This is a genomic window from Adhaeribacter soli, from assembly GCF_008727925.1.
Classification (GTDB): domain Bacteria; phylum Bacteroidota; class Bacteroidia; order Cytophagales; family Hymenobacteraceae; genus Adhaeribacter_A; species Adhaeribacter_A soli.
In genome coordinates this window covers 347,765-371,819 of the sequence record NZ_VTWT01000002.1, presented here as the reverse complement: position 1 = coordinate 371,819, position 24,055 = coordinate 347,765, and the positions used below count along the sequence as shown (strand labels likewise).

Sequence of the window (24,055 nt, the reverse complement as noted above, 5' to 3'; positions counted from 1 at the left end):
TAGGTAAAAATGATAGCATTTTCTTCTAAAATCAATTCAGGTTTCAATTTTCTAAATCCAAACAAGCAGCAATTAACAATCAGCAATTAACAATTTAATTAATGATCGATTCAAGCCAATATTTAACGCCGGCCCAGATTGTGGCCGAACTGGATAAATACATTATCGGGCAGCACGATGCCAAACGCAACGTAGCCATTGCCTTGCGTAACCGCTGGCGCCGGATGCACGCGCCGCTGGAAATGCAGAAAGAGATCGTGCCGAACAATATTCTGATGATCGGCGCTACCGGGGTGGGTAAAACCGAAATTGCCCGCCGCCTGGCTAGCATTGCCGATGCTCCGTTCACCAAAGTAGAAGCCTCTAAATTTACCGAAGTAGGTTACGTAGGCCGCGACGTGGAAAGCATGGTGCGCGATCTGGTGGAACAGTCGGTAAATATGGTACGGATAAAAAAGAAAGAAGAAGTAAAACAGCAGGCCGCCCAAGCCGTGGAAGACATCATTCTCGATGCTTTAATTCCGCCGGTAAGCCAGCCAAACAACCGCGTTTCTTCTACGCTGGGCTATCAGAATAACGAAGAAAAAGAACCCGAAACCGATCAGGAACTGAACGAACGCACCCGCGAGAAATTCCGCCTCATGATCCGCAACGGGGAACTGGACGAGCGTAAAATTGAAATTAAAGTTTCGCAAAGTGCCGCGCCGGGCATTGGCGTAATGGCTCCGGGCATGGACGACGTTTCCATGATGAACATTCAGGAAATGATAGGGGGCATGCTGCCGAAGAAAAGCAAAAAGCGGAAAGTAACCATTGCCGAAGCCCGCAAAATTCTGCTGGACGAGGAAGCCGCCAAACTCATCGACATGGATGAAGTAAAGGAAGAAGCCATTAAAAAAGCGGAAAATGCCGGGGTTATCTTTATCGATGAAATCGACAAAGTTGCCAGTGCAGCCAGCAAAGGCGGCGGTGGTGGTCCGGACGTAAGCCGCGAAGGCGTGCAGCGCGACCTGCTGCCGATTGTGGAAGGAAGCTCGGTAAACACCAAGTACGGCGTGATCAATACCGACCACATCCTCTTTATTGCCGCCGGTGCGTTCCACGTAGCCAAACCTTCCGACCTGATCCCGGAATTGCAGGGCCGTTTCCCGATCCGGGTAGAACTAAACAGCCTTACCAAAGACGATTTCTACCAGATCCTGAAATTCCCGAAAAACGCGTTAACCAAGCAATACGAAGCCTTATTAAAAGCGGAAAACGTAACCTTGACTTTCAACGACGAAGCGTTGGAGAAAATAGCCGAGATCGCTTTTGAAGTGAATGCAGAAGTAGAGAACATCGGCGCCCGCCGTCTGCACACCGTCATGAGCCGCCTGCTAAACGATTTCCTTTTCGACGTGCCGGACAAGATCGGCGCCAACGCCCACATTGCCGTTACCAAAGAAATGGTAGAAGAGCGCCTGAGCGACATGGTGAAAAACCGCGACCTGAGCCAGTATATTCTGTAAAAGAATCGCTATCTTTTTAAACGGAAAACCTTAACTGCTTTTGAGTAGTTAAGGTTTTTTATTTGAACACGATTTCAAGGATTTTATACTGATAAAGAGGATTCCCTGTACGGACAGGGCTTGACCTGTCCCCATGGCATTGCGACAACATTTCAAAAACACTTGCAAAAAACGGTAGGGGAAATGCTCAAAAAGCCGTGAATCTTAAGCATGCATTAATTCTCTCATTCACGTAATCAAGCAAACTATGGAATACTACTTTATCACCGGCACCGGCAAAGGAATCGGGAAAGCCTTAGCAGAAGCCTTGCTCGAAAACGAGGAAGCATTTGTAACTGGCATCTCCAGACACCAGACCATCAATCATCCGCGCTACCGCCACCTGAACATGGACTTAAGCGAAACGCAAAACCTGCTAACCCACTTGCCGGAAATTTTCCAGCAAGTTCAGGATGCAGATAAATTGGTGCTGGTAAACAATGCCGGCGTACTGGGTGAAATCGGCTACGTAGGGGAGAAGCAAAACGAAGATTTTAATTACGTGTTCTCGGTAAATGTAACCGCCCCGGCTATTTTAATGAATGCTTTTCTGCACACTTACCGGGAGGTTAAAGCCGAAAAAATAATCCTGAACATCAGTTCCGGCGCTGGTAAATACCCCATGGATGGCTGGGCTTCCTACTGTGCCTCCAAAGCCGCACTGGATCTGTTTTCCGAATCCGTGCAGCTGGAGCAGAACCTGCTAAATTCCGGCGTCCGGGTTTTCTCGCTTGCTCCCGGCATTGTAGATACCCAAATGCAGGCTCAGATCAGGGAAACGCCATCAGCACAATTCAGCCAGGTGAGTAAGTTTAAAGATTACAAAGCTTCCGGTAGTTTGGCCAGTCCGGAAACGGTAGCTAAAAAGCTGAAAAAACTATTGAAATTGCCGCCGGGAAACTTGAAGGTGGTTTGCCGGATTGATGAGTTGTAAAGAAAAAGCCGGCCTGTAATCAACAGGCCGGCTTTTTAATATGCAATAATATAATTATTAGTGCTCATCTTCTGGAACACCAGTTCTGCGGTGACCGCTAACTCGGTAGGTAAATCCATCAGTATCATCTTCGAATTTAATGAAGAATGCAATACTATCTACGGTTTTACCTGATGCTGTACGTCCTGCATCTTTCAAGATCTTACCATCTGTAATATCTACAACGATATCATATTCGGGTACAGCGCTTTTTTGACCAGTAGAAGAAAATGTGCGGTTTCCTGGATCCAGATTGGTTTTTACCCGATAGTCCCAGAAGTTATGCTCATCGGATACCCACAATTTATCACTTACGTTATCAGCTGTGTTGTAAGTGTACAGGTGTGTATAACCAGCTCCATAAATATCTGAATAAACACCGTCCTCATCTGCAACCTCATATTTTACCCACCATTCACCTGCATTGTCCTTAGCAGCTGAAAGTTCTACCTTCGGATCGTCGTCTTTATCGCAGGCAGTAAATAATCCTGCAGAAAAAACAAGGGCTAATACACCTAGAAATTTTATTTTCATGATAATTTAAGTTAAAGTGGGCTATTGTTTTACGAAAGTACGTGGAGCTGCACCATAACCGGCATTTATAACCGTCCAGGTATAGCTTGCCGGTACAGGAGGGGTGGCTGCGGGGTCACCAAAGTTGTAAGAGGCATTGATAGCTGCGAATGTGCCACCGGCATTTTCCTGTTCTGGTACAATTAAAGTTTTACCAGTTGTATGGAAAAAATGAACCGTGGTTGCAGGACCACCTACTGCTACACCACCAATATTATCGGAAGTGTAATGTCCAGGACCTAGCTTTGTAACTTTTGAAACTCCCAATGCACCAGCATTACGTTTGTAATTGCCTGTTAAATCTAAAGCCTCAGCATCAGGGGCTATTACTCCAACATAACGGTTTGCTGAAACTGAGAATCCGTCTGGATTTGTGGCAGTATAGGTAATAATATACACACCAGGAGTATTAACGTCAACTGCATCTCCAGATTTAACTGATTCAATTTCAGCGCCTCCAACTGTTGCAGAAACCCCCTCATCTTTGAAAGTACCTCCTACAGGGATGGACGTAAATTGCTCCCCTTTCACTGCAATTATCGGGTAAGTAGTTATCCTAGATAGGTTGTCAGTCTCTTCTTTATCGCAACTCATGAATGAGAGAGAAAAGAAGGCCAGGATAAATAAATATGAATATCTAAAATGGTTTTTCATATATCGTTCTTTTTAAAATATTAATTTTTTCTATCCCACCAAACACGTTCATGGATGTCAATTATAGCAGGGGTGTTGCTGTTTCTTAATGACTCGCTGCTTGAGAACAATAAACGATTCGGCATTAAGGTGCTTCCTAATACACTGCTGGCAGAAGGTTTGATAAAGCTTGGATAGCCAGTTCTTCTCAACTCAGTCCACGCTTCAAAACCTTGGCGGCCACTCATTGCTACCCATTTCTGAGTAATAATTTTCTCCAGGTTTTCTTCCAGAGTTTCTGAGCTGCTTAAAGCTGGAATAGTAACGCCTGTTCTTGAAACGTTGTTGTAAGCAAAAGAAGCATTTACACCGTCCTCATAGCGCGCCTGTGCATTGGCAAATGAGCCATAGCGTAATTCAGCCTCAGCCTGTAAGAAGTAGCTTTCAGCAGCGGATATAAATGGCACTGGTGCAGTCGGACCTGCTACAGCACTACTTGGTTTAGAAAAAGAGGAAGCCAGAAGAGATGATTTAACCCCGGTTCCTGTTATCCCCTGATCCAACCCAGCAAAATTTCCGGCATTCGGGGCAGAAGCAGCCCGCTTAAAGAAAGCTCCAATTCTGGTATCGTTGTTTGTATTTAGATAATTCAGGATCGTATTACTGGCAACGATGTTAGCTGCGCTGAAAGTAGTTGTTTCAGTCTGATAGATCGGATTTCTGTTTAAGCTCTGATCTACGAATGGTACTTCTGCATCTTCACCCGTTTCAATAAATTCGTTCTTGGTTAAGAGAGCCGCCACACCAGTCTGAACAGCTGACTGGTTTTCCGACACATATGCCTGACGAAGATAGATTTTAAGCTTCAGGGTATTGGCAAACTTTCGCCACATATCCATGTCGCCCTGATAAACAAGGTCACCTCCTTCTGGTAAACTGCCTTCTGTAATTTTGTTTACGCCACCATCAATCATCGGGATTAATGCAGCATAGATATCCTTACCGGCATCATATTTCGGATTCAGGTTATTTGAACCTTGTAACGCTTCAGAAAAGGGTACCTGGTCATAACCATCAACCAAAACCTGGTAAACGTAGGCCATCATAATATCTGCAATTGCAGCATGGTTAGGCCGGTCTACTTTTGCAGATTGCTCAGACACATACTTAAAATCGTTTAAAGCACCTGAATACAGATATTGCCAAGGACGATCATAAGTGTTGGATTGAATTCTATAAGAGTCGAGATCCCGGAACTGGCCAGCGCCGTAGGATTGTGTCCAGTGCTGTGACCAGAAATTGCCAAGAATCTGGAATTGGTTACCCATGGTATAGGCGGTATAACCAATACCGGTAGATAAAGTAAGTTCCGGTGTAGATTCAAGCGGATTGTTCGGGTCTGTATTTACATCCAGGAAATCCTTCTCGCATGACGATAAGCCAAACATGCTGGCGAATATACATGCTACTAAATATTTATTAATTCTTTTCATTTCTTATTTAAACTTTAAAAAAGTTAATTAAAAAGTAACCCGAATGTTGGCGCCATAGCTTCTGGTTGTTGGGGAACCAGAGAAGTCGTATCCCTGAATGTTGCCATTACCAAAAGTATTTTGTTCCGGATCCACATAAGTGTTTTCATCAGGAGTCCAGATAAACAGGTTTCTTCCTGAGACACCTAGTTCAACATTGCCGAAAGGGGTTTTGCTGATAAGGTTAGCTGGGAGCACGTATCTTAAAGAAATCTCTCTTAACTTAACGTAAGATGCATCAATAATATTGGTTTCTTCCGGAAGATTGCCCCAATACTGATACAAGTTGTTGTTCGTAACAGGAACAGTGTTTTCTACAAAGTTATCGCCTACAGCAATTACGCTGTTTGGAATAATAAACGGATTGCGGTCATTATAAAGCGTTAATGGATCTGTACCGGCAAAACGCATGGTAGAAGCAGTTCTGGAATAGAACTCACCACCTTGTTTTGTGTCAAATACTACGTTCAAAGACAGGTTCTTGTAAGTGAAGGTGTTTGTCAGACCAGCCATGTAATCAGGCTGGATGTTTCCTTTGATAATGTTTTCAGAAGCATATAAAGGCATACCATCTTCACCAACTACAATACGGCCCTGCGGGTCGCGACGGTAAGCCTGAACACGGAATGAGCCATATGGTTCGCCAACTCTGGCAACCAAAGCCGCACTGCTTAAAGTAGTCTGGTTGCCATCCTGGATACCAATTTCTTTAGTATCGCCGAATAATTCCTCTACCATGTTTTTGTTTTTAGTGTAGTTAGCGGAAATGGTCCAGTTAAAATCATTTGTTCTGATCGGAGAAACTGAAACTAATAATTCAACCCCTTTATTGGTCATTAAACCGGTGTTGATGTATTGTGCAGTATATCCGGAAGACGGAGCTACCGGTACAGCTACGATCTGTTCTGTATGGCGGGCGCTGTAGTAAGAAAAATCTACATTCACACGATCATCGAAGAAACGCATGTCAGCACCAACTTCCCATGACTTGGTAATTTCAGGCTGCAGATTAGGGTTGCCAATTACGTTGCCTTTTTCATAACCAGCTATGCCACCAAAAGGAAAATCAAGGTCGGTGTCGTTGTAGCCGTCAGTAATATTACCGGATCTGAAAACAGGATCGATTACATACGCCGGAGCATCATTACCTACCTGTGCATAGTTAGCCCGGATTTTACCGTAAGAAATAAGATTATTATCGGTTAAGCCCAGAGCCTCAGTAAATACCAAGCTGGTGTTTACTGAAGGGTAAAAGAAGGAGCGGTTTTCTTTTGGTAACGTAGATGACCAGTCATTTCTGGCAGATAAGCCTAAAAACAGGTAATCTCTGAAACCTAAATCAACTGTAGAATAAATACCATATAATCTTCTCAAGCTCTTAGAGCCAGAAGAAGTATAAGTCCCGCTATTGTTCGACAGGTTATCGAATCCGGTATTAAATGCAAGCTGGGTAGCAGCAGTGCTTACGGAGCTCGATTCACGCTGGTTAATGTTATGACCCACCAACACGTTCAGGTTTAGGTCTTCATTCAGGTCCTTATTATAAGAAGCCATGATGTCGGAAGTTAATTCTCTAACAAAGTAAGAGGCATTTACTATCTCTCCATCGTTGTTTCTGTAGCCACCGTTAATACCTTCAGCATCTCTAACTCTTACAAACTGGAAACGTCTGTCGTTATAGAAATCGGTACCTATACGGCCCATAATCTTAAAGTTGTCATTAACGTCGTACCCTAACTGCACATTACCCAATAATCTGTTTACATCGTTGGTATATTTGTTCTCGTTGAGGATCCAGTAAGGGTTTTCTGTGAATGGAGAATAATAGCCTTCCAGGTCATTAAAAGGGTTTTTATAATCTCTTAGTTCAAGTAAGCTAATGTTGCGAGGGGTCTGAATAAGCTGGTTAAATGCGCTGTTACCCTGGCCCGATGTAGCAAGATCACCGCCAGATTTGGTATAGGTAATGCTTGCAGTACTGTTGAACTTGTTCGTTAGTTTGGTGCTACCTGAGAATGAAACAGTATTTCTGTTATATTCTGTGTTTGGCACAACGCCTTTTTGTTTCAGGTCGGAAAGGGAAATTCTGTAAGAGCTTGTTTCGTTACCACCATCCAAAGAAATAGTGTTTGTGAATACCGAGCCAGTTTCGTAGAATTCTTTTACGTTATCCGGAATAGCACTGTATTCTCTGAGGCGCTGCTGGTTGTTAACAATGCTACCCCAAGGACGTACTACGCCGTCAAACCGTGGTCCCCAGCTGGTGTTCTCACGAAGGTCTTCACCGCCGTAAAAGCCTTGTCCGAATTGGTTCTGGAAATCAGGCAGTTTTAAAACGTTTTCAAATACATACGAGCTAGACAAACTGATCTCAGCTTTTTTGTTTCTAGCCGCTGCATTTTTACCCTTCTTAGTAGTGATAATAATAGCTCCGTTCGCTGCTCTGGAACCATATAAAGCAACGGCCGCTGGTCCTTTCAGGATGTTCATGGACTCAACGTCTTCCGGGTTAATATCATTTGCCCGGTTACCGGCATCCACACCATTGTTTAGGGCATCGCCGGTGTTAATAGAAGAGTTGTTAATTGGAATACCATCTACCACAAATAAGGCCTGGTTATCACCACCGAACGATTTTGTTCCACGAATTACCACGCGGGTAGAGGAACCAACACCACCAGACTGGCTAGTGATTTGTACACCAGCAACTTTACCTTGAATGGAGTTCAGAACGCTTCGATCGCGACCTTGAGTAATTTCTTCGGTATCAAGTTCCTGAGTGGCATAACCAAGGGATCTTTTTTCTTTTTCAAGACCCAACGCTGTAACAACCACTTCACCCAGCTGTTTAACGTCTGGTTCAAGGGTTACGCCAATGTTGGTCTCTGCTCCGATCGGACGCTCTACTTTACGGTAACCAATAAAGCTAAACTCCAACGAAGTTGCGGTTGCGGGTACACTTAACGTGTAAGCGCCGTTGATGTCGGTACTGGTTGCAATGGTCGGCGTACCCTTTACCATTACAGTCACGCCAGGTAAACCGGTATTGGTCTCCTTGTCAATGACAGTACCTGAGATTGTTCTGTCCTGTGCCATTGCCTGATTCAGCAAGGTCAACACCAGGAAGAAACTCAGAAAGAGGATTTTTTTCATTGTGTTTGTTTTAGGGTGAAAAAATAGATAATTGTACAGGTTACTATGTCAATAGTATAAAAAAGTATGTAATAAACAAAGCGCTGCAAGCATGATTTTTTTGCCTGATTTTGCGGTCTGAGTGCAAAATATTCTGGAAAATTATAACACGTCCTTATTTAGTGTCTAATTTGTCCTGTAAAGTGCTAAAATAGAGGAAATTGTATGTCTGCCCGGAATATTTATAGAATGTTGTAAATCGGATAGGCAGACCTTCTTGCGAGTAGGATAGATGTGCGTTTGTTGCCTTATAGAATTCAGGTTTAAGTTAAAAATTCGTTTTCCAGATCGTTATTAACGTCAGAAAGCCCGGTTATTAACCGGACGTTCTGCCTACGTTATTCTTTTAAATTAGTTTTGCATTAAATAACCTTTTATATATTCATCCAGGTCGCCGTCCAGCACTTTCTGCACATCGGTGCGTTCTATACCGGTGCGGAGGTCCTTTATTAATTTATAAGGGTGTAACACGTAATTCCGTATCTGGGAGCCGAAGTCGATGCGCTTTTTGGTACTTTCCAGTTTATCGCGCTCCTCGTTGCGCTTATCCACTTCGATTTGGTATAAACGCGACCGCAGCATATTAATTGCGTGTTCTTTATTCATTAATTGCGACCGTTCTATCTGGCATTCAATTACAATACCCGATGGTTTGTGCTTTAACCGGACGGCCGTTTCTACCTTGTTCACGTTCTGCCCGCCGGCCCCGCCCGAGCGGAAAGTATCCCATTCGATATCGGCCATATTTATCTCAATATTAATGGTATCGTCTACCAACGGATAGGCGAACACCGAAGCAAACGAAGTGTGCCGCCGCCCGCCGGAATCGAAAGGCGAAATGCGCACCAGCCGGTGCACCCCGATCTCCGATTTCAGGTAACCATAGGCAAAGTCGCCGCTTATTTCCAGCGTAGCCGATTTAATACCGGCGCCGTCGCCGGGCTGGTAATTCAGCTGCCTTACCTGGAAATTATGACTTTCGGCCCACATAATATACATCCGCATCAGCATTTCGGCCCAATCCTGGCTTTCCGTGCCCCCTGCTCCCGGATTTATCTCGAGAATGGCGCTCAGCTGGTCTTCTTCGTTGCTGAGCATGCGCTTAAATTCCAATTGTTCCACGGCTTCGGTAACCGCCTTGAATTCTGTGTCGATCTCCTCAGCAGAGCCTTCCCCTTCTTTGAAGAATTCATAAAGCGTTTCAAAATCGGCTAATTTCGCTTCCACGGCCTCATAATCGTCGGTCCAGAGCTTTACCGATTTTATTTCCCGTAAAATGGCTTCCGCTTTCTTGGAATCGTCCCAGAAACCCGGGGCCGTGGTTTGCTTCTCCGTTTCTAATACCTGTTCTTTCTTGGCATCGTAGTCAAAGATACCTCCTCAGAGCCTCTACGCGAGCCCTTAAATCTTTCACCTGTTCGTTGGTCATAATTGTATTAATAAATATTTAGAGCCAAAATACAGGTTGAAGCCGAACATACAAAGGTAAATTCAATATATTCCGGAATTCTAAAGTTCAATGCTCAGGAAACTAGTCCAATTTGGTAGGGTAGAAGTGTGGAAATATGAATGGTGTTTTTGAATGAATGTAACTTAAATATATCTTTTGTATATACCCCAATAACGAAGTTGTTGATTGGGTATTGTGTCTGTAACTTAATTATAATCAGTAGTTTAAAGTTCCGGGTGTGGCAAGTATTTCTTTCTGGAAAGTGAAAGGTACAAAAAAAGCAGCTCCCGGTCAGGAAGCTGCTTTTTGTACTTAAAACGGTAACCTTTCGGCCCGGAAAAGTATAGAGGTTAAATTCGTGCCATCCAGTTGTGCAAATCCGGGGCCTCGTCGGTTAATTTTTGACAAGGTAGGTATAGCAAGAGATACTATCTAAGCTGCTTTCTGATTAAAAGCATAAATCACACTTATGCCTTATAAGGAGGTTGCCTGAAAGGAAAAGGACCAGCAAAGGAAAGAGAACCATTTACAGGTTACGATTTAGAAACCAGTACAATTTGGGCCTTATCTGCCGCCGTTATTTTATGGTAGAATTCCCTTAATTCATTATAAAGAGTACCAGGGTAGCGACCCTTCTCCGTTTTCAGGGTACGGATATAAATAAGTTGTTTCCCATCGAATTTTACCAGGGAGGTATATTCACCAAAAGCGGACTTAATAAATTGCTGTTCCGGTAAAGACTCGGGATGAAAGCCTCCGGCTGGCAGCGCGAAGACGAGTGTATCGCTGGAAAAGGAAGCGTAATCCTGAATTATATCCTGACTGCGGTTATTATCCTCCGGAAATACAAAGGTGTTTTTATTAAATAAATTTGGTGTAATAAACATGCGCTTACTGCTGGTTACCCCACATTTGTTTATAATCAGAGTAGCTTTTTCCGTTACTTTTGGTATTCTTTCTTTTGTCCTGGAGTACTGAAGGTGCTTAATGGAGTAATTAGACAGACGCACATTCTGGTAGAACCAGGCTTGCTGATCCGGGGCTCCGGCAGCAGAAACCATAGCCGGTTCATCCTGTTCCAGGCCGGAATATATAGTTTCTAATTCGGCATTTGCATTTCCGTCAGATTCCAGTCGGATCTTTGCTTTTCGGGAAACAGTATTATCTTTTCCGGAATAAACCGGCGTTTTAACAATTTTCCCGCCTTCCGGGGTAATAAGTAAAGCATGGCGGTTGCCGGTAAAGGAACCACCATAACCCATTGCTTCCGTTTGGCTGGTACATTCCAGCCAGATGGTATCCTGCTTTAGCGGAACACATAAAACCACATGATTAAATTGCATGCTAGGGAAATCTTTCTGAAGATCAGGCTCGTCTTGGCCGCCAGTAATAAGGGTGTAAAAGGAATTGATGCCAACAGCCCGGAGCATTGCACCCATGTAGTTTGAAAGGGCTTTGCAGTCTCCATATCCTTTAGAATCTACAAAGCTGGCCTCGAACGGTCTCCAGCCACCAATCCCTAATTGTATGCTCACATACCTGGTATTATCCTGCAAATACTGGTACAGGATCTGAACTTTCGATTGATCATCGGGAGCAGAGGCTGTTAAGGCCTTAAGTTTGGCAATAGTTGGTTCCGGGAGTTTATCCCTATCCTTGTTCAGTTTATTTACCCAAAGACCAAAGTCCTTCCAGGTGGTCATATTACCAGAGAAACCATCTATTTCAAACGTAGTTGGTGCGGTATACACCTTGGCTGTCAACTCTGATAATGATGGTTGCCAGGGCATTTTTTCCTTAGCTTTTACTTGTTTAATGGTCCAGGAATAAGTGTCCGCTTTTTCAGCTTTATATTTTTCCGGTTCCGGGCAGTTTACAGGTTTATAACGAAGTACCTGGCCGGCCGGAATATTTACCTGAAAGCTGGACTGTTCAACGGCTAATCTGTAATCTGATTGCGGGTGCCAGGTAGGATAAAAGAGTAAGCCTGAGGAATTTATCTCGTACTCGAATTCGACTGTAACCGGATAGGAAGCATTCGTGAATTGAGCAGCTTTTACTCTGGTGTCTTCAATAAGGCTAGTGCCGCTTATGCCGCCAATGTCCTGTATTTCATTATTCTTAAGATGTTTAATTATTAAGCCATCCTTGTTGTAAAGCGTGCCCTTTATATTGGTAACCTTCGTGAATTTATCGTAAGGAATTGCCAGGGTGCTATAACTGGCTGCATTTTTATTCAGAATGGTAATTGCATAATGTACTTTTTGGGTAGCATTACGCTGATCTTTAACGGTAAAAACCAATTCATCCTGACGTAATACAGCATCCGCATTCCGAGTTAATTCTTCGGGAATAGCGCTTACCTGATACCTGGCAGGTGGAGCCACCATGTTCAGGTTACCAATAAGAAAGATTTTTAAAAGTATATTAAATAGCATAATGAAATTCAGGAACTGAGTAATTCAGACAAGAAAAGTTCTTAAAGTTTTTTCAATACAATTTGCTCTGAATGCTTGGCTGCCACCTGATTAAAGAATTCCTTTACAAGTGCATAATCTTCGGCCATGAAAACAGCGCGGTTTATGCTTATCTTGCTCACGCAGCTTAAGGTGTTGCCCGTGTAATTAATGCTGTATACAAATTTACCCGCATTATCCGGAAGCGTTACAGAAACATTCTTTGGTTGTTCATCAATTCTAAATCCTTCCGGAAGGGTATAATTGAAAATGTAAGTCTGTTCGATGGGAGTCCCAAAATCAATAGGGAATAAGCGGTTTTCTAATTTAAATGGATTTCCCTGTTCGGCCTGGTCCTGAAACGGACTCAGGTAAATGATATCTGCTTTTTGCGCCTGGCCAGGGTTTTCGATTTCCACATCCATTTTTAAAGCTTCCTGTGGTAATGTTGAATTCTGTACTTTAAAGTTTTTGAAATTCAGGTTGTGGTTTTTTTGTCTGAAATTCTCAATGAATTTATCCTCTCCGTTTCTGGAAATACTATTGCGATGGCTTAAAGCGACATATCCGGTACTAGAAAGCTGTATTTTGCCTTTCAGTGAGTTGTTGTTACCGATCGTTAATTGTGAATATAACATTTCGCCGGATTTGGTGGGAGGAGCAAGAGAAACCCACCGGGAGCCTTCTGAAGTAAGCAGCCTTCCTTCTCCGTTCACGCATTTAATGGGCAGCAAATTTGGCAGAGCAAAAGGCTCAGTAGCATCTAAAAGAAATTCCTTTTCATTTATTTGAACATGACCAATTACATAATTAAACTTAGCAAGGTTTGCCTGCATGTTTGTGTTTACGAATCCATGGTCTCGGGTACTAAGAATAACCGGGTTTGCCGTTAGGCCTGCTTCCCGGAGCATGGCAATAAGGAGCAGGTTTATTTCGGCGGAATTCCCGGTTTTTGTTTCCAGTGTTTTCTTAATCGGTGATTTAGTAGCGATATGCTCTATATTGTTGTATTTTATATTTTCCTGAACAAATTTATAAATAGCCACCATCTTTTTTTCCGGATCGGAAATGTCCTTTATTAGAGGTACAACTTTTTCGCGGGTAAAGGCTGTTTTATTAATATGATCACCAAAGTGGGAGTTCTCCATCAGCATGGTGCTTATCTTTTCCCAGGTATTGTTAAACGTTTCATACATAAATCCCGGAATCACAACCTCATTTATTTGAAATTCAATTTTGGAACAATAATTATTAATTGAACTCATAAATGGCTCTTCACGGATGGCGGGCACGTCCTTCATCGCCCATTTGGTTTCACTATGGGGCGCTAGTGGCTGCAAGGCAATATTTAAGTCAACAGGTTTGGTTTCATGGAGAAAAAGACTATTGTAGCCTTGCATCATCTTAGAGTAATTTAGTTTATTTGGAATCTGGGTGGTATACTCACTCCAGACAACTGGAATAGTATATTGAAATTGCCATTCACGGAGATTGTAAATAAATTTTGATTGTATCCTGTAAGTGAATTCGATTACAGAGCCCTCTTTTACATTTGGCATCGTAAATTTTTGAGTTACCCAGTTATAAGTATTCTTCTCCTCAAAAACAGATTCATCGGTAAGTTTGGTAGCTACAATTTTGCCATTTACCAGATTGTAGGTATTAGCTTTCAAATTTGAAATAGCCTCTTTCGTATAGGTGTTTTTCTGATAAAGAGGTACAGAAATGTTAGCCCAATCATAACCGCTCTTTTTCAATATTTTAATAATCAGATGCCGATCATAATTAAGAACTAATTCCCCTGTATTATTTACATCAAAACGGGATCTACCGGCATCATATAAAATTACGGCAGCAGCACTGGTGTCTTTGTCGTATTTAGACATTTTCAGGTCATCCAGGGAAATGTTGCCTGATTTTAGAAAAGCTCTGCCGGATTGTTTCTGGGCCTGAACTGAAAATGAAATAAAGAAAAGAAGAATAAAGAGAAAGTATAGTTGCTTCATAAGTAAGCGCAGTTTTTTTATTGTTAAGTAAAATTAATGGCTTATTTTTAAATTAACAAAATATAAAGTGCTTAATTTGATTCTCATTCTTAATGTAGGAAACAAAAAAAGCAGCTCCCGGTAAAGAAGCTGCTTTTTGTACTTAAAACGGTAGCCTTTAGGCCCGGAAAAGTATAGGGGTTAAATTCGTACCATCCAGTTGTGCAAATCAGGGGCTTCGCCGGTTTTAATTTTATCCAGTTCAGCGGCAACCTTGTTCGAGAATTCGCGGGTTTCCAGGGCCGGCAGATCATAATCCTTGCCTTCGTAGCCAATGGTAATGATCGGGGCAATAACGGCTGCCGTGCCGCAACCAAAGGCCTCCTGCAGGGTACCGTTGGCGTGCGCCACAATAATTTCATCTGCTGCTATTTGGCGCTCTTCCACCGGCATGCCCCAGTCGCGGGCCAGTTGCAGTACGCTGTCGCGGGTAATGCCGGCCAGAATGGAAGTGCTTAGGGCCGGGGTGATCAGTTTGCCGTCTATTACAAACATCAGGTTCATGGTGCCGCTTTCTTCCAGGAATTTGTGTTCTTTGCCATCGGTCCAGATGAGTTGGTGATAGCCTTGCTGCTGGGCAAGTTTGGAAGGCAGCATGGAAGCGCCGTAGTTGCCGGCAGCTTTGGCGAAACCGGCGCCACCTTCTACCGAGCGGGTATAATCGGTTTCTATTTTCACGCGTAACGGGTTGGCATAATAAGCACCTACCGGACAGCAGAAGATCATAAACTTATAATTGGCCGAAGGACGCACCCCCACAAAAGCATCGGTGGCGAACATGAACGGACGGATGTAAAGTGCCGTGCCGGGGGTTGGCGGTACCCAGTCTTTATCCAGCTGGATCAGTTCGGAAAGGCCCTGCATGAATAATTCTTCCGGTAGGGTTGGCATGCACATGCGTTCGGCGGAAAGGTTCAGGCGGCGGGCGTTATCTACCGGACGGAACAACAGCACTTCGCCGTTGGCATCTTTATAAGCTTTCATGCCTTCGAAAATTGCCTGGCCGTAATGCAGCGCCGAGGTAGCCGGGCTCAGGGAAAGATTTCCGTAGGGTAAAATTTGCGGGGTCTGCCACTGGCCGTCCACGAAATCGATCATGAACATGTGGTCGGCAAAAATTTTTCCGAATTCTATATTGTTGTAATCCAGCTCGGAAATACGCGAGGCCGGCGTGCGGGTAATATTTATACTAGCGGTTTCAATCATGAGAAAAAAAGTAAAAGGATTGAATTAGTGAGTAAGTGGTTTTGATATTTATAAACCGAAGAATGTTAGTGTGTAGAAAATGATTTTATGCTGAAATTAGGCTTTATTTAACTGGATTACAAATATTTGAAACTGAAACGCTAGTCTTCCCTCGGGAAAAAGTAAGGGCTTTCGCTGCTTTTAAGTATTCAAATTTAGGATTTGTGCCATTCGCTAAAAGCATTACTTCACTTTACATTCTGGGTTTCCAGGGCACTTCTTCGGCGTTCAGTTCCTGGGCCATCTTGCGGCTTAGTACGAATAAATAATCGGAGAGGCGGTTTAAATATTGAATTACCAGGTCGGCCACAAAACTTTCTTCCTGCAGGGCAATGGTAAGGCGTTCGGCACGGCGGCAAACGCAACGGGCCAGGTGGCAAAACGAAACCGACTGATGACCGCCGGGCAGCACGAAAACCCGTAAAGGCGGTAGTTCTTCGTTCATCTGGTCGATCTCTTTTTCCAGCAGGGTAATGTCTTCCGTATGAAGATCCGGAATTTTCATTTTCGATTTCTCCGGGTCCGAAGCCAGGGAAGAACCGATGGTAAACAAACGGTCCTGAATTTCTTTCAGCAGGTCTTTGCGCGCCGCATTCACTTCCTGGTCGCGCACTAAACCAATGTAGGAATTCAGCTCATCGATGGTGCCGTAGCTCTCGATCCGGACGTGCGATTTTTTTACGCGGGTTCCGCCAATCAGGGAAGTTTCGCCTTTGTCGCCGGTTTTGGTATATATTTTCATCAATTTTTAGATGCGGTTTGGTTGGAATGGGTGGTAACTTCGGTATTCACAATATCCGATTCTACTAGGCCGTCGCGGAGGCGCACAATGCGGTGGGCGTACTTGGCAATGTCTTCCTCGTGGGTAACCATAATTATGGTGTTGCCTTTGGCGTGCAGGTTCTCGAAGAGCTCCATAATTTCGTAGGAAGTTTTGGTGTCGAGGTTACCGGTTGGTTCGTCGGCCAGAATAATGCTCGGGTCGTTAATTAAGGCGCGGGCAATGGCCACCCGTTGCCGCTGACCGCCGGAAAGTTCGTTGGGTTTGTGCTTCGCCCGGTCGCCGAGGCCTACACTGGCAAGGACCTGCAACGCTTTTTCTTCGCGCACCGATTTTTTATAGCCGGCATATACCAGGGGCAGCGCCACGTTTTCCAGCGCCGAAGAACGGGGGAGGAGGTTGAAGGTCTGGAACACGAAACCGATCTCTTTGTTGCGGACTTCCGCCAGTTCGTTATCGGTCATGTTGCTCACGTCTTTCCCGTTCAGGATATACTGCCCGCCGCTGGGCGTATCGAGGCAGCCAATGATGTTCATGAGCGTGGATTTTCCGGAGCCGGAAGGTCCCATGAATGCCACGTATTCGCCTTTGTTTATGGTAATGGTAACCGAACGCAAGGCATGGATCGTTTCGTTGCCCATCCGGTACATCCGGGAAATATCTCTGGTTTCGATGATGATTGGTGCCATGCGTTTTGGTTTATTCCCAGCCCTGGGTTGCAGCCTGAATTTTGGCTAGTTCTGCCTGGTAAACTTGGTTAAAGGTAGCGTATTCTTCGGCCGGAATCAACGTTTGCAAATGCTCCATGCCGGAGGCTGCATAACTTTCGAAACCGGTTTTCAGGCTTTGCAGCACGTAGGCTTTATACAGCGGCGCCGAAAACGGATTGTACGTAATGCCGGTCATGATGATGGTGTAAGCCTGCATGTCGTCTTTCACCTGGTCGCGGTAAAAGCGGGAAGCGGCTAAGATGGCATCCGGGTTAAAAGGGGCCAGTTTTTCGGCCTGATTGTATAGCGTTTTGGCTTTTGCAGTTTGCTTTTCCTTTTCTGCCAGCAAGGCCCGGTAATAAACTTTTTCACCTTCAAATTCCGGCTCCAGGTACATTTTGTCCAGATTTTGATTCAGGGCGGTAAGGTTGCCGGTTTTGCTCCAGACCATAGCTAATAAGCGGTTTCTTTCGGCTTGTTCCGGCGTTTTGTTTTCCGGGTTCGCATTCAGGTTTGCCAGAAACTGTTGCGCCTGAAGCAGGTTGTTTTGCTGCAGGTATCGCGAAACCAAAGCATTTTTCCCCGCCATTTTAATTTCCGGATTCTGGATGGAAGAAAGCAAGGGCAGGAAATCGATGGTTGCGGAAAGCGGCTGCACCTGCATGTACTGAACCTTATGCGCCTCGTTTTTAAAACTTAAAGCCTGTTCCGGACTAGTTTCCAATAATACGAGTAATAGTGTGGCTTCGCGGGCCTGATCCGGGTTATCGGAAGTAAGTTGCGAACGAACGGCTTCCAGGGCTTCGGCTTTTTTGCCGGCAAAGGCCAGCGCCCAGGCTTCGTGCAGTGGTGCTTCCGGGAAACCGTTATTGCGGGCTTTGGCAAAGTAATCGGCTGCCGTTTGGTTCAGGCCGTATTTCAGCATCCACAAGCCCAGAATGTCCTGGTAATAGCCGGTTCCGTGCGCGGAAGTGCGGGACAGGTTTTCGAGCGTTTCTTTGGCCTTTAGGGGTTGCGTATGGTACTGCTGCAAAGCGCCTTTCAGCAAACTGAAATCTTCGGCGTAGTTCGCATTTTCCGGCTTTGTAATATATCCGTTCAGGTGACTGATGGCCGTGGTATCGGAGGTGTGGAGACGGTTTAAAACCGTATGGTAAAGCTTCGCAAAAGTACCCGGATTAAATTCCGTTTCCGGCTGAGGCCACTCCGGCGCCGGGGTTGGTTGCCCGGTTAAATGCTGGAGTAAAATGGCATTGCTTTGCAGCGGAATGTGCTCAGATGATGTATTTGCTTCGGCAACTTTCTTTGCTTCTTCGGGCAGGCCGTTCTTAATTAAAAAAGCCAGCTTGTTGCTCTGGATAACTGGTTCCTTTTCATCGAAGTTTTCGGCCAGAGAATAATAATACAGTACCGAATCGAGCAGCGCGGTTTTGTTGTAAAGCAAGGCCATGTTGTTATACAGCTTCGCGCTCCTGGGGAATTCCCGGATGGCTGCCTTCAGAGTGAACTGTTGCTCAAAAAAGTATTCCTTCTCGTTGAACATGGCGCTTAAACGGGCGTAGATCTTTTCGTTGGGGCCGCGGCGGAGAGCTTCTTTCAGGTACACGATTTCGGTGCTCCGGAAATTCTTTTCGCGGCTGATGCCGGCCAAGCTGTAATTCGATTTAATGTTGTGGTGGTCGAAAATGCTGCCTTCCTGGTAAAATTTATCGGCAAGAATTTCTTCGCCGGTAACTTTATAAAGGTCGCCCAAATAGTTGTAATAACCGGCTTTTACCTGGCTATAGGTGTACGCATTTGTTTTTACAAATAAACCCACCGTAGCAATGGTGCCCATGATGTAAACGGTGAAAATAGGCAGCTTTTTGGGGTCATAAATCACCTTGTAAACCTGCAGTTTCTGGCCGATCAGCCGGCCAAAATTCACCATTACGTACAGGAAAAATAGAAAACCGATAGCCAGGTGCACATATACAATAATGGAATTGTACCCTTCGATCATCGGGTCATTAGCCGTAGCAAACGCGTAGCCGATATTCAGAAACGTAAGGATGGCGAAAACCAGGAACAGAAAGGCCGCGCCCGGCCAGAAGTTAACCAGGAAGCCGTAAATTTCTTCGCGCTTGCGCAAACCCCAGAAACCGGCTAAAGAAGACAAAAACAGGATAATGAACGGGTCGAGGTAAACCAGGTCGAGGTCATATATGCCGGCTTCTTCCAAGTAAATGAGCGTCAGGTTGGCCAGGTACAGCAAAGCCACCAGTAAAAAGTGCCAGACACCAAACCGACTGGCCGGGTTTTTCGCCTGCGTATTGATCCAGACAAGGAAATGAATGTTCTCGTAGGCTACCCAAAAAATAAACAGAACCGAAGCCACCAAGGCCGCCTGGGTGCCGTGGTTCACCAAATGCATGACCGTAGCCGTAGCCGGATATTGGCTCTGGCTGAAAACAAAAAAGCCAATAATGCCCACCAGAACCGCGAAGGTTAACAAACGCTTCGGAAAAGATACGTGCGGATAAAACGCATGAAATGCATAAGCCGGCAAGGCCAGACCCAGCATTACAGGCAACAGAATAAAGGATTTCGCCTGGCTGATGAGCCCCAGGCCTTCGAGGTTTACGGTTACCAGGAAGAACATGAGCAGCACCATGGCGCCTAAAAAGGCCCAGCGTTTAAGTGTGGAGGCGGCCGCCAGAAAAAAGACCAGGGCCAGGGAAAGCAAGGTCAGGTAAAAATAAGCCGCCTGCACATTTATAAACGGCAGACTGGTATCGAAACGTTCGGTTAAAAGATAGCCGTTGGCTTTGATGTTAAATTCCTGCCCGGCTACTTTAAACTGATCGATGTACGCATCTACGGGCTGCAAATGAGGCACCGTAACCCACCGGATCATGGCGTCGTCGCCGGTGAAATAATGGTAAAGGCCTAAGCCTACGGCTGCTAAAGAGATAAAAAGCAGAAAAAGGTACGGGTACTTTAAAGAAGCCGGCTGATTCTGCCAGAATGTGGTTGTTCGTGGTTCGTTGTTCGTTATTCGTTGTGCACTTTTGGGAGGTAAAAACATACTGTTTTCTATCAATAATCTGAAGAATTTTAAATCGGAGGCTTCCTTTTTTTAGTTTTGCTTTTTGAGGTTTCCGAATAACGAACAACGAATAACGAAGAACGAAAATTACTCAAGCACTTTTGGTACCCGGAAATAATCGGAATCCTTTTTAGGCGCGTTGCGCAAGGCTTCTTCGTGGGTAACCGTGTTCTGGGCAACGTCTTCCCGCATTACGTTCACTTCTTCGCTCATGTGAATGAGCGGTTCCACGTTTTCGGTATCCAGTTCACGGAGTTTGTCTACCCAGTTCAGGATCTTGTTCAGGTCGGTGAGCATTTCCTGTTCCTGGGTTTCGTTAAACTCCAGCCGGGCTAAATGAGCCAGGTTTCTGATTGTTTGAATATTGGTTTCCATTCTCGTTTATTACAAATTCAGATTTTATTAAATTAAATACGTGGGCTTTCAGCGGTTCCAGATCGTCCATGGTCATGTTGGTGGTATCGATGGGCTCATGAAAAACGATCTTGAGCGGATGCCAGTTTACAACGAACTTCCCTTTCACATCGGGCAGGAAAATGTGGTTAAAAGGCATGGTAACCGGCACCAGCGGAATTTTACGGTCGATGGCCAGTTTAAAAGGGCCGTCTTTAAAAGGCGCCAGGTCCTGACCCACATTGGCGTCCGGAATTTTGCCTTCCGGAAAGATCACAATGCTACGGCCCTGGTCTATACTTTTGTTTGAGTAAATATAAGTTTTGGCGCGGCTCAGCTGACTGTCGCGGTCTACGGAAATGTAAAGCGCTTTGAAAATTACGCCCCAGAGCGGCACCCGCGTAAGCGAAACCTTGCCCACAAAATTCAGGAAACCCGGTACGGTGCTGAGCAGCAGCGGAATATCGATGTAAGAAGTGTGGTTAGGGGCGTAAATGTACACCTGTTTCGGATCGAGCGGCGCTTTGTGCACTACTTTCACAGGAATGAAATACATCCGGAGCTGCAGCCAGCTCCAGATCCGGTTCAATAGCCCGGCGTACTTATACCATTTCTTCCGGAGAATGAAGATCCGGAAAAAAGGTAAAAAAATAATAAACGGCAGCAGAAAACTGAAAACGCACCAGATCCTGTAAAGTAAATTGCCAAACTTCTTTAATCCACGCATACCGCCCAAATTTACGAATAATTCGGAAATCGTTGCTTAAATCGTTGTTCGTTATTCGTTGCTCGTTGTTCGGTTTTGTTTGTAAAGGATGGAAGTTTGGTGATGGATTTTCAGGCAGGGCAGATTTTTTGTTCTGATCCTTAGCCTTTCATGCGCATCGCGCAAGTTTAGCGAAGCGTAACTTGTGGGTAGCCATTTGGTCAGTTTGTAACTGACCTTGCCTGCAAGGAAATCAAAAGCGGCTGACGATGAAAAGGACAGGTTTTGCAGCAGAATGCAATAGAAAAAACGCAATGCTTCCGCCAGTTACAAACTGGCTATCAGGAAAAGTCACAAGTTACGCTGACGCTAAACTTGCGACATGCTTTGGCATTAATTTACAACTTGGTTTCCCTTTCATTGCCGTCTGCTTTAGCGGACGGTCCCGTCAGCTAAAGCAGACGGCAATGAATAAGGTACAATGAAATCTTGCGTAAGGTAAGTTTAGAATCCGAACAACGAACCTATAAGCCAAGCAATCGGGCAACTTTCAGGATACCGGCTACGCTGATGGCATCGGTTATTTCGTCGCGCATTACCATTTCTACGGCTTTGTAAAATGGTATTTTTTTTATTTGCAGATCTTCGGTTTCTTCAAATTCGGTTTCGCCGGCGGTCAGATCCTGGGCCAGGAAAACGAAGCCTTCTTCGTCGGTAACGGAGTTGGAAGTGTGCAGGCGGCAGACTTTGGTCCATTTGGCGGCGGTAAAACCGGTTTCTTCTTTCAGTTCGCGCCTTGCCGATTCCAGAATATCTTTTTCTACCGGGCCGCCTCCCATGGGAATTTCCCAGGAATATTCGTTCAGCGAATAGCGGTACTGGCCAATCAGGTAAGTATTATTTTCTTCATCCAGGGGAATGATGCCGATGGCTTTGTTTTTGAACGAAACCACACCATAAATGCCATTGCCGCCTTTGGGGTTAATAACCTGGTCTTCGCGCACGCTGATCCAGGGATTTTTGTAAACCGGTTTGGTAGATAAGGTGGTCCATGGGTTTTTTACTTCTTCTGCCATAAAATTGTGCTGAGCTTTGATGCAAATAACGTAATTTCGAATTGAAATTTTTTATTCCTGAAGATTGTCTTTAAAGCATGTTGTTGTCTAATCATAGCGGAAAAATACTGGAAGCCGGCCTCGACGAGGCTGGACGGGGTTGCCTTGCCGGTCCGGTAGTGGCCGCCGCCGTTATTTTACCGCCCGATTATCACCATCCAGTGCTGAACGATTCGAAACAATTATCGCAAAAGGATCGGGAAAGCCTTCGGGAGGAGATCTGCAAAGAGGCCGTACAGTGGGCCGTAGGCGTGGTTTCGCACGAAGAGATCGACCAGATCAACATCCTGAACGCTTCGTTTCTGGCGATGCACCGCGCGGTGGACCAGTTCTCGTTAAAGCCGGAATTTCTGATCATCGACGGCAACCGGTTCAATAAATACCAGGATATTCCGCACGCCTGCATTATAAAAGGCGATGGCATTTACCTTTCCATAGCGGCTGCTTCCATTCTGGCTAAAACCTACCGCGACGACCTGATGCACAAGTTGGCCGCTGAATTTCCGGGGTACGGCTGGGAAACGAATGTCGGTTATCCTACCCCAAAGCACCGCGAAGCCATTTCCCGATTAGGTACTACCCCATATCACCGCAAAACCTTCCGTTTATTGCCTGATCAACTGGAGTTCTGCCTTTAAAACGGTAGTATTTCAGGTAAAAAAGCATTCTGAGCCTGTAACCGGTAAGTTGCTCCTGTTTCCGTGAAATTTTTCAAGTCTGCTCTTCCGGATCTATTGATCCGGAAACATCATGTTGCGGGTTTATTAACCCGCGTGGGCCATTTTTAGGCTAAAATCCGGGGATCAATAGATCCCCTACAGGAAGTTCTCGGATAGAAATATCCGAAAAAGCTGATTTAGGATAGACATTCGTCAGACTGAAACGGTCTAACTTTTTAGGTCTCAGGCAATTTTCCGACAGCTGACCAGGCTGCTTAAGATCATTTTTTTGTCGCTTTTTCGAGCACTTCTGCAATGGCGGTGAAGTTTCGTTTTTTTGCGTGTTGCAGGGCGGTTACGCCATCTTTGTCCGGAATATTAACGTCGCAACCGGCCGCGATCAGGGTTTTGGTAATTTCCAGGTATTTGTTGCTGCCGTCGCCGAGTACTACGGTTTCCATCAAAGCCGTCCAGCCGAGTTTATTTACGTGGTCTATGGGAAAGCCTTTGGTGTTGGCCAACAGTTTTACGGTTTCCACGTGGCCGCGTTCGCAGGCCGGGATCAGAGCGGTGCCGCCGTACCGGTTGTAAACATCGAAACGGGCGCCGTTTTCCAGAAATAATTTCACGAAAGGCGTGTAGCCAGAGGCCCCTGCATAAAGGAAAGGGCTATCCTGAATTTCATCCTGCTGGTTTACGTTTGCACCGTGGGCCACCAGTAATTGTGCCATTTTCAGGTCATTGGCGTGCGTAGCAATGAGTAAAAGCGAACGCTTGTTCCTGTCGGTAGTATTCACGTCGGCGCCATTTTTCAGGGCAGCTTCCACTTCGTTTAACTTTCCGTTTTTTACGGCTCCAATTAAAGATGCATGGTTGTTCTGGGTTTGCATAGCGGTTTCTGAGTGGCAGGTGGTGAAAAATAAAAAAGATAGCAGCAACAGTAGGGTATTCATAAAA

At 45.0% G+C, this 24,055-nt stretch carries 18 protein-coding genes; 3 read left to right on the top strand and 15 right to left on the bottom strand.

Annotated features, from left to right (window positions below; translation table 11 throughout):
- The first annotated feature begins 101 nt into the window (after window positions 1-101).
- Window positions 102-1,508 (top strand): ATP-dependent protease ATPase subunit HslU, encoded by a 1,407-nt coding sequence (gene hslU / locus F0P94_RS05000; RefSeq protein ID WP_150902714.1) that lies wholly within the window; start codon window positions 102-104, stop codon window positions 1,506-1,508.
- A gap of 247 nt (window positions 1,509-1,755) precedes the next feature.
- On the top strand, window positions 1,756-2,481 hold the full coding sequence (locus F0P94_RS04995; RefSeq protein WP_150902713.1) for an SDR family NAD(P)-dependent oxidoreductase: 726 nt from the start codon (window positions 1,756-1,758) through the stop codon (window positions 2,479-2,481).
- Between the two features lie 57 nt (window positions 2,482-2,538).
- Here the strand turns inward: F0P94_RS04995 and F0P94_RS04990 are convergent, their stop codons facing one another.
- The 14 genes from F0P94_RS04990 to F0P94_RS04925 form a co-directional block, all read right to left on the bottom strand.
- Window positions 2,539-3,054, bottom strand: a complete 516-nt coding sequence (locus tag F0P94_RS04990) for a lipid-binding protein (RefSeq protein ID WP_150902712.1) — start codon at window positions 3,052-3,054, stop codon at window positions 2,539-2,541.
- 21 nt (window positions 3,055-3,075) lie between these two features.
- On the bottom strand, window positions 3,076-3,747 hold the full coding sequence (locus tag F0P94_RS04985) for an immunoglobulin-like domain-containing protein (protein WP_225307121.1): 672 nt from the start codon (window positions 3,745-3,747) through the stop codon (window positions 3,076-3,078).
- 20 nt (window positions 3,748-3,767) lie between these two features.
- Window positions 3,768-5,219 carry a SusD/RagB family nutrient-binding outer membrane lipoprotein gene (locus F0P94_RS04980; protein ID WP_150902711.1) on the bottom strand — a complete coding sequence of 484 codons (1,452 nt, stop codon included), beginning with the start codon at window positions 5,217-5,219 and terminating at the stop codon, window positions 3,768-3,770.
- A 27-nt stretch (window positions 5,220-5,246) separates the two neighbouring features.
- Window positions 5,247-8,411 (bottom strand): SusC/RagA family TonB-linked outer membrane protein, encoded by a 3,165-nt coding sequence (locus tag F0P94_RS04975; protein ID WP_150902710.1) that lies wholly within the window; start codon window positions 8,409-8,411, stop codon window positions 5,247-5,249.
- 390 nt (window positions 8,412-8,801) lie between these two features.
- Window positions 8,802-9,879, bottom strand: a protein-coding gene (gene prfB / locus F0P94_RS04970; protein ID WP_150902709.1) for a peptide chain release factor 2 whose coding sequence is annotated in 2 segments (ribosomal slippage) — window positions 8,802-9,827 and window positions 9,829-9,879 — 1,077 coding nt in all. Because the reading frame shifts where the segments join, the coding sequence is not laid out codon by codon here.
- Window positions 9,880-10,433: 554 nt separating this feature from the next.
- A complete protein-coding gene (locus F0P94_RS04965) occupies window positions 10,434-12,338 on the bottom strand; it encodes a DUF3857 domain-containing transglutaminase family protein (RefSeq protein ID WP_150902708.1) in 1,905 nt (634 codons plus the stop codon).
- A gap of 41 nt (window positions 12,339-12,379) precedes the next feature.
- Window positions 12,380-14,362 (bottom strand): transglutaminase domain-containing protein, encoded by a 1,983-nt coding sequence (locus tag F0P94_RS04960; protein ID WP_150902707.1) that lies wholly within the window; start codon window positions 14,360-14,362, stop codon window positions 12,380-12,382.
- 180 nt (window positions 14,363-14,542) lie between these two features.
- Window positions 14,543-15,607, bottom strand: coding sequence for a branched-chain amino acid aminotransferase (locus F0P94_RS04955; protein WP_150902706.1), 1,065 nt, complete (start codon window positions 15,605-15,607; stop codon window positions 14,543-14,545).
- A gap of 232 nt (window positions 15,608-15,839) precedes the next feature.
- The gene (locus tag F0P94_RS04950; protein ID WP_150902705.1) at window positions 15,840-16,388 is read right to left on the bottom strand and encodes a cob(I)yrinic acid a,c-diamide adenosyltransferase; all 549 of its coding nucleotides are present in this window, start codon (window positions 16,386-16,388) and stop codon (window positions 15,840-15,842) included.
- The gene (locus F0P94_RS04945; protein WP_150902704.1) at window positions 16,388-17,116 is read right to left on the bottom strand and encodes an ABC transporter ATP-binding protein; all 729 of its coding nucleotides are present in this window, start codon (window positions 17,114-17,116) and stop codon (window positions 16,388-16,390) included. Before F0P94_RS04945 ends, F0P94_RS04950 begins: the two co-directional genes overlap by 1 nt.
- Before the next feature lie 10 nt (window positions 17,117-17,126).
- Entirely contained in the window at window positions 17,127-20,204 is a 3,078-nt protein-coding gene (locus F0P94_RS04940; RefSeq protein WP_150902703.1) for an APC family permease, read from the bottom strand.
- A 108-nt stretch (window positions 20,205-20,312) separates the two neighbouring features.
- Window positions 20,313-20,600, bottom strand: coding sequence for an Asp-tRNA(Asn)/Glu-tRNA(Gln) amidotransferase subunit GatC (gene gatC / locus F0P94_RS04935; RefSeq protein WP_150902702.1), 288 nt, complete (start codon window positions 20,598-20,600; stop codon window positions 20,313-20,315).
- Complete coding sequence (locus F0P94_RS04930) at window positions 20,542-21,345, bottom strand: lysophospholipid acyltransferase family protein (protein WP_225307120.1); 804 nt, start codon at window positions 21,343-21,345, stop codon at window positions 20,542-20,544. The genes gatC and F0P94_RS04930 overlap by 59 nt, the downstream gene beginning before the upstream one ends.
- 503 nt (window positions 21,346-21,848) lie before the next feature.
- Complete coding sequence (locus F0P94_RS04925; RefSeq protein ID WP_150902701.1) at window positions 21,849-22,400, bottom strand: NUDIX domain-containing protein; 552 nt, start codon at window positions 22,398-22,400, stop codon at window positions 21,849-21,851.
- A 77-nt stretch (window positions 22,401-22,477) separates the two neighbouring features.
- Between F0P94_RS04925 and F0P94_RS04920 the strand changes: the two genes are divergently transcribed.
- Window positions 22,478-23,077, top strand: a complete 600-nt coding sequence (locus F0P94_RS04920; RefSeq protein WP_150902700.1) for a ribonuclease HII — start codon at window positions 22,478-22,480, stop codon at window positions 23,075-23,077.
- Between the two features lie 302 nt (window positions 23,078-23,379).
- On the opposite strand, the gene F0P94_RS04915 is transcribed toward F0P94_RS04920, so the two are convergent.
- Complete coding sequence (locus F0P94_RS04915) at window positions 23,380-24,051, bottom strand: ankyrin repeat domain-containing protein (RefSeq protein WP_150902699.1); 672 nt, start codon at window positions 24,049-24,051, stop codon at window positions 23,380-23,382.
- Window positions 24,052-24,055 lie beyond the last annotated feature (4 nt).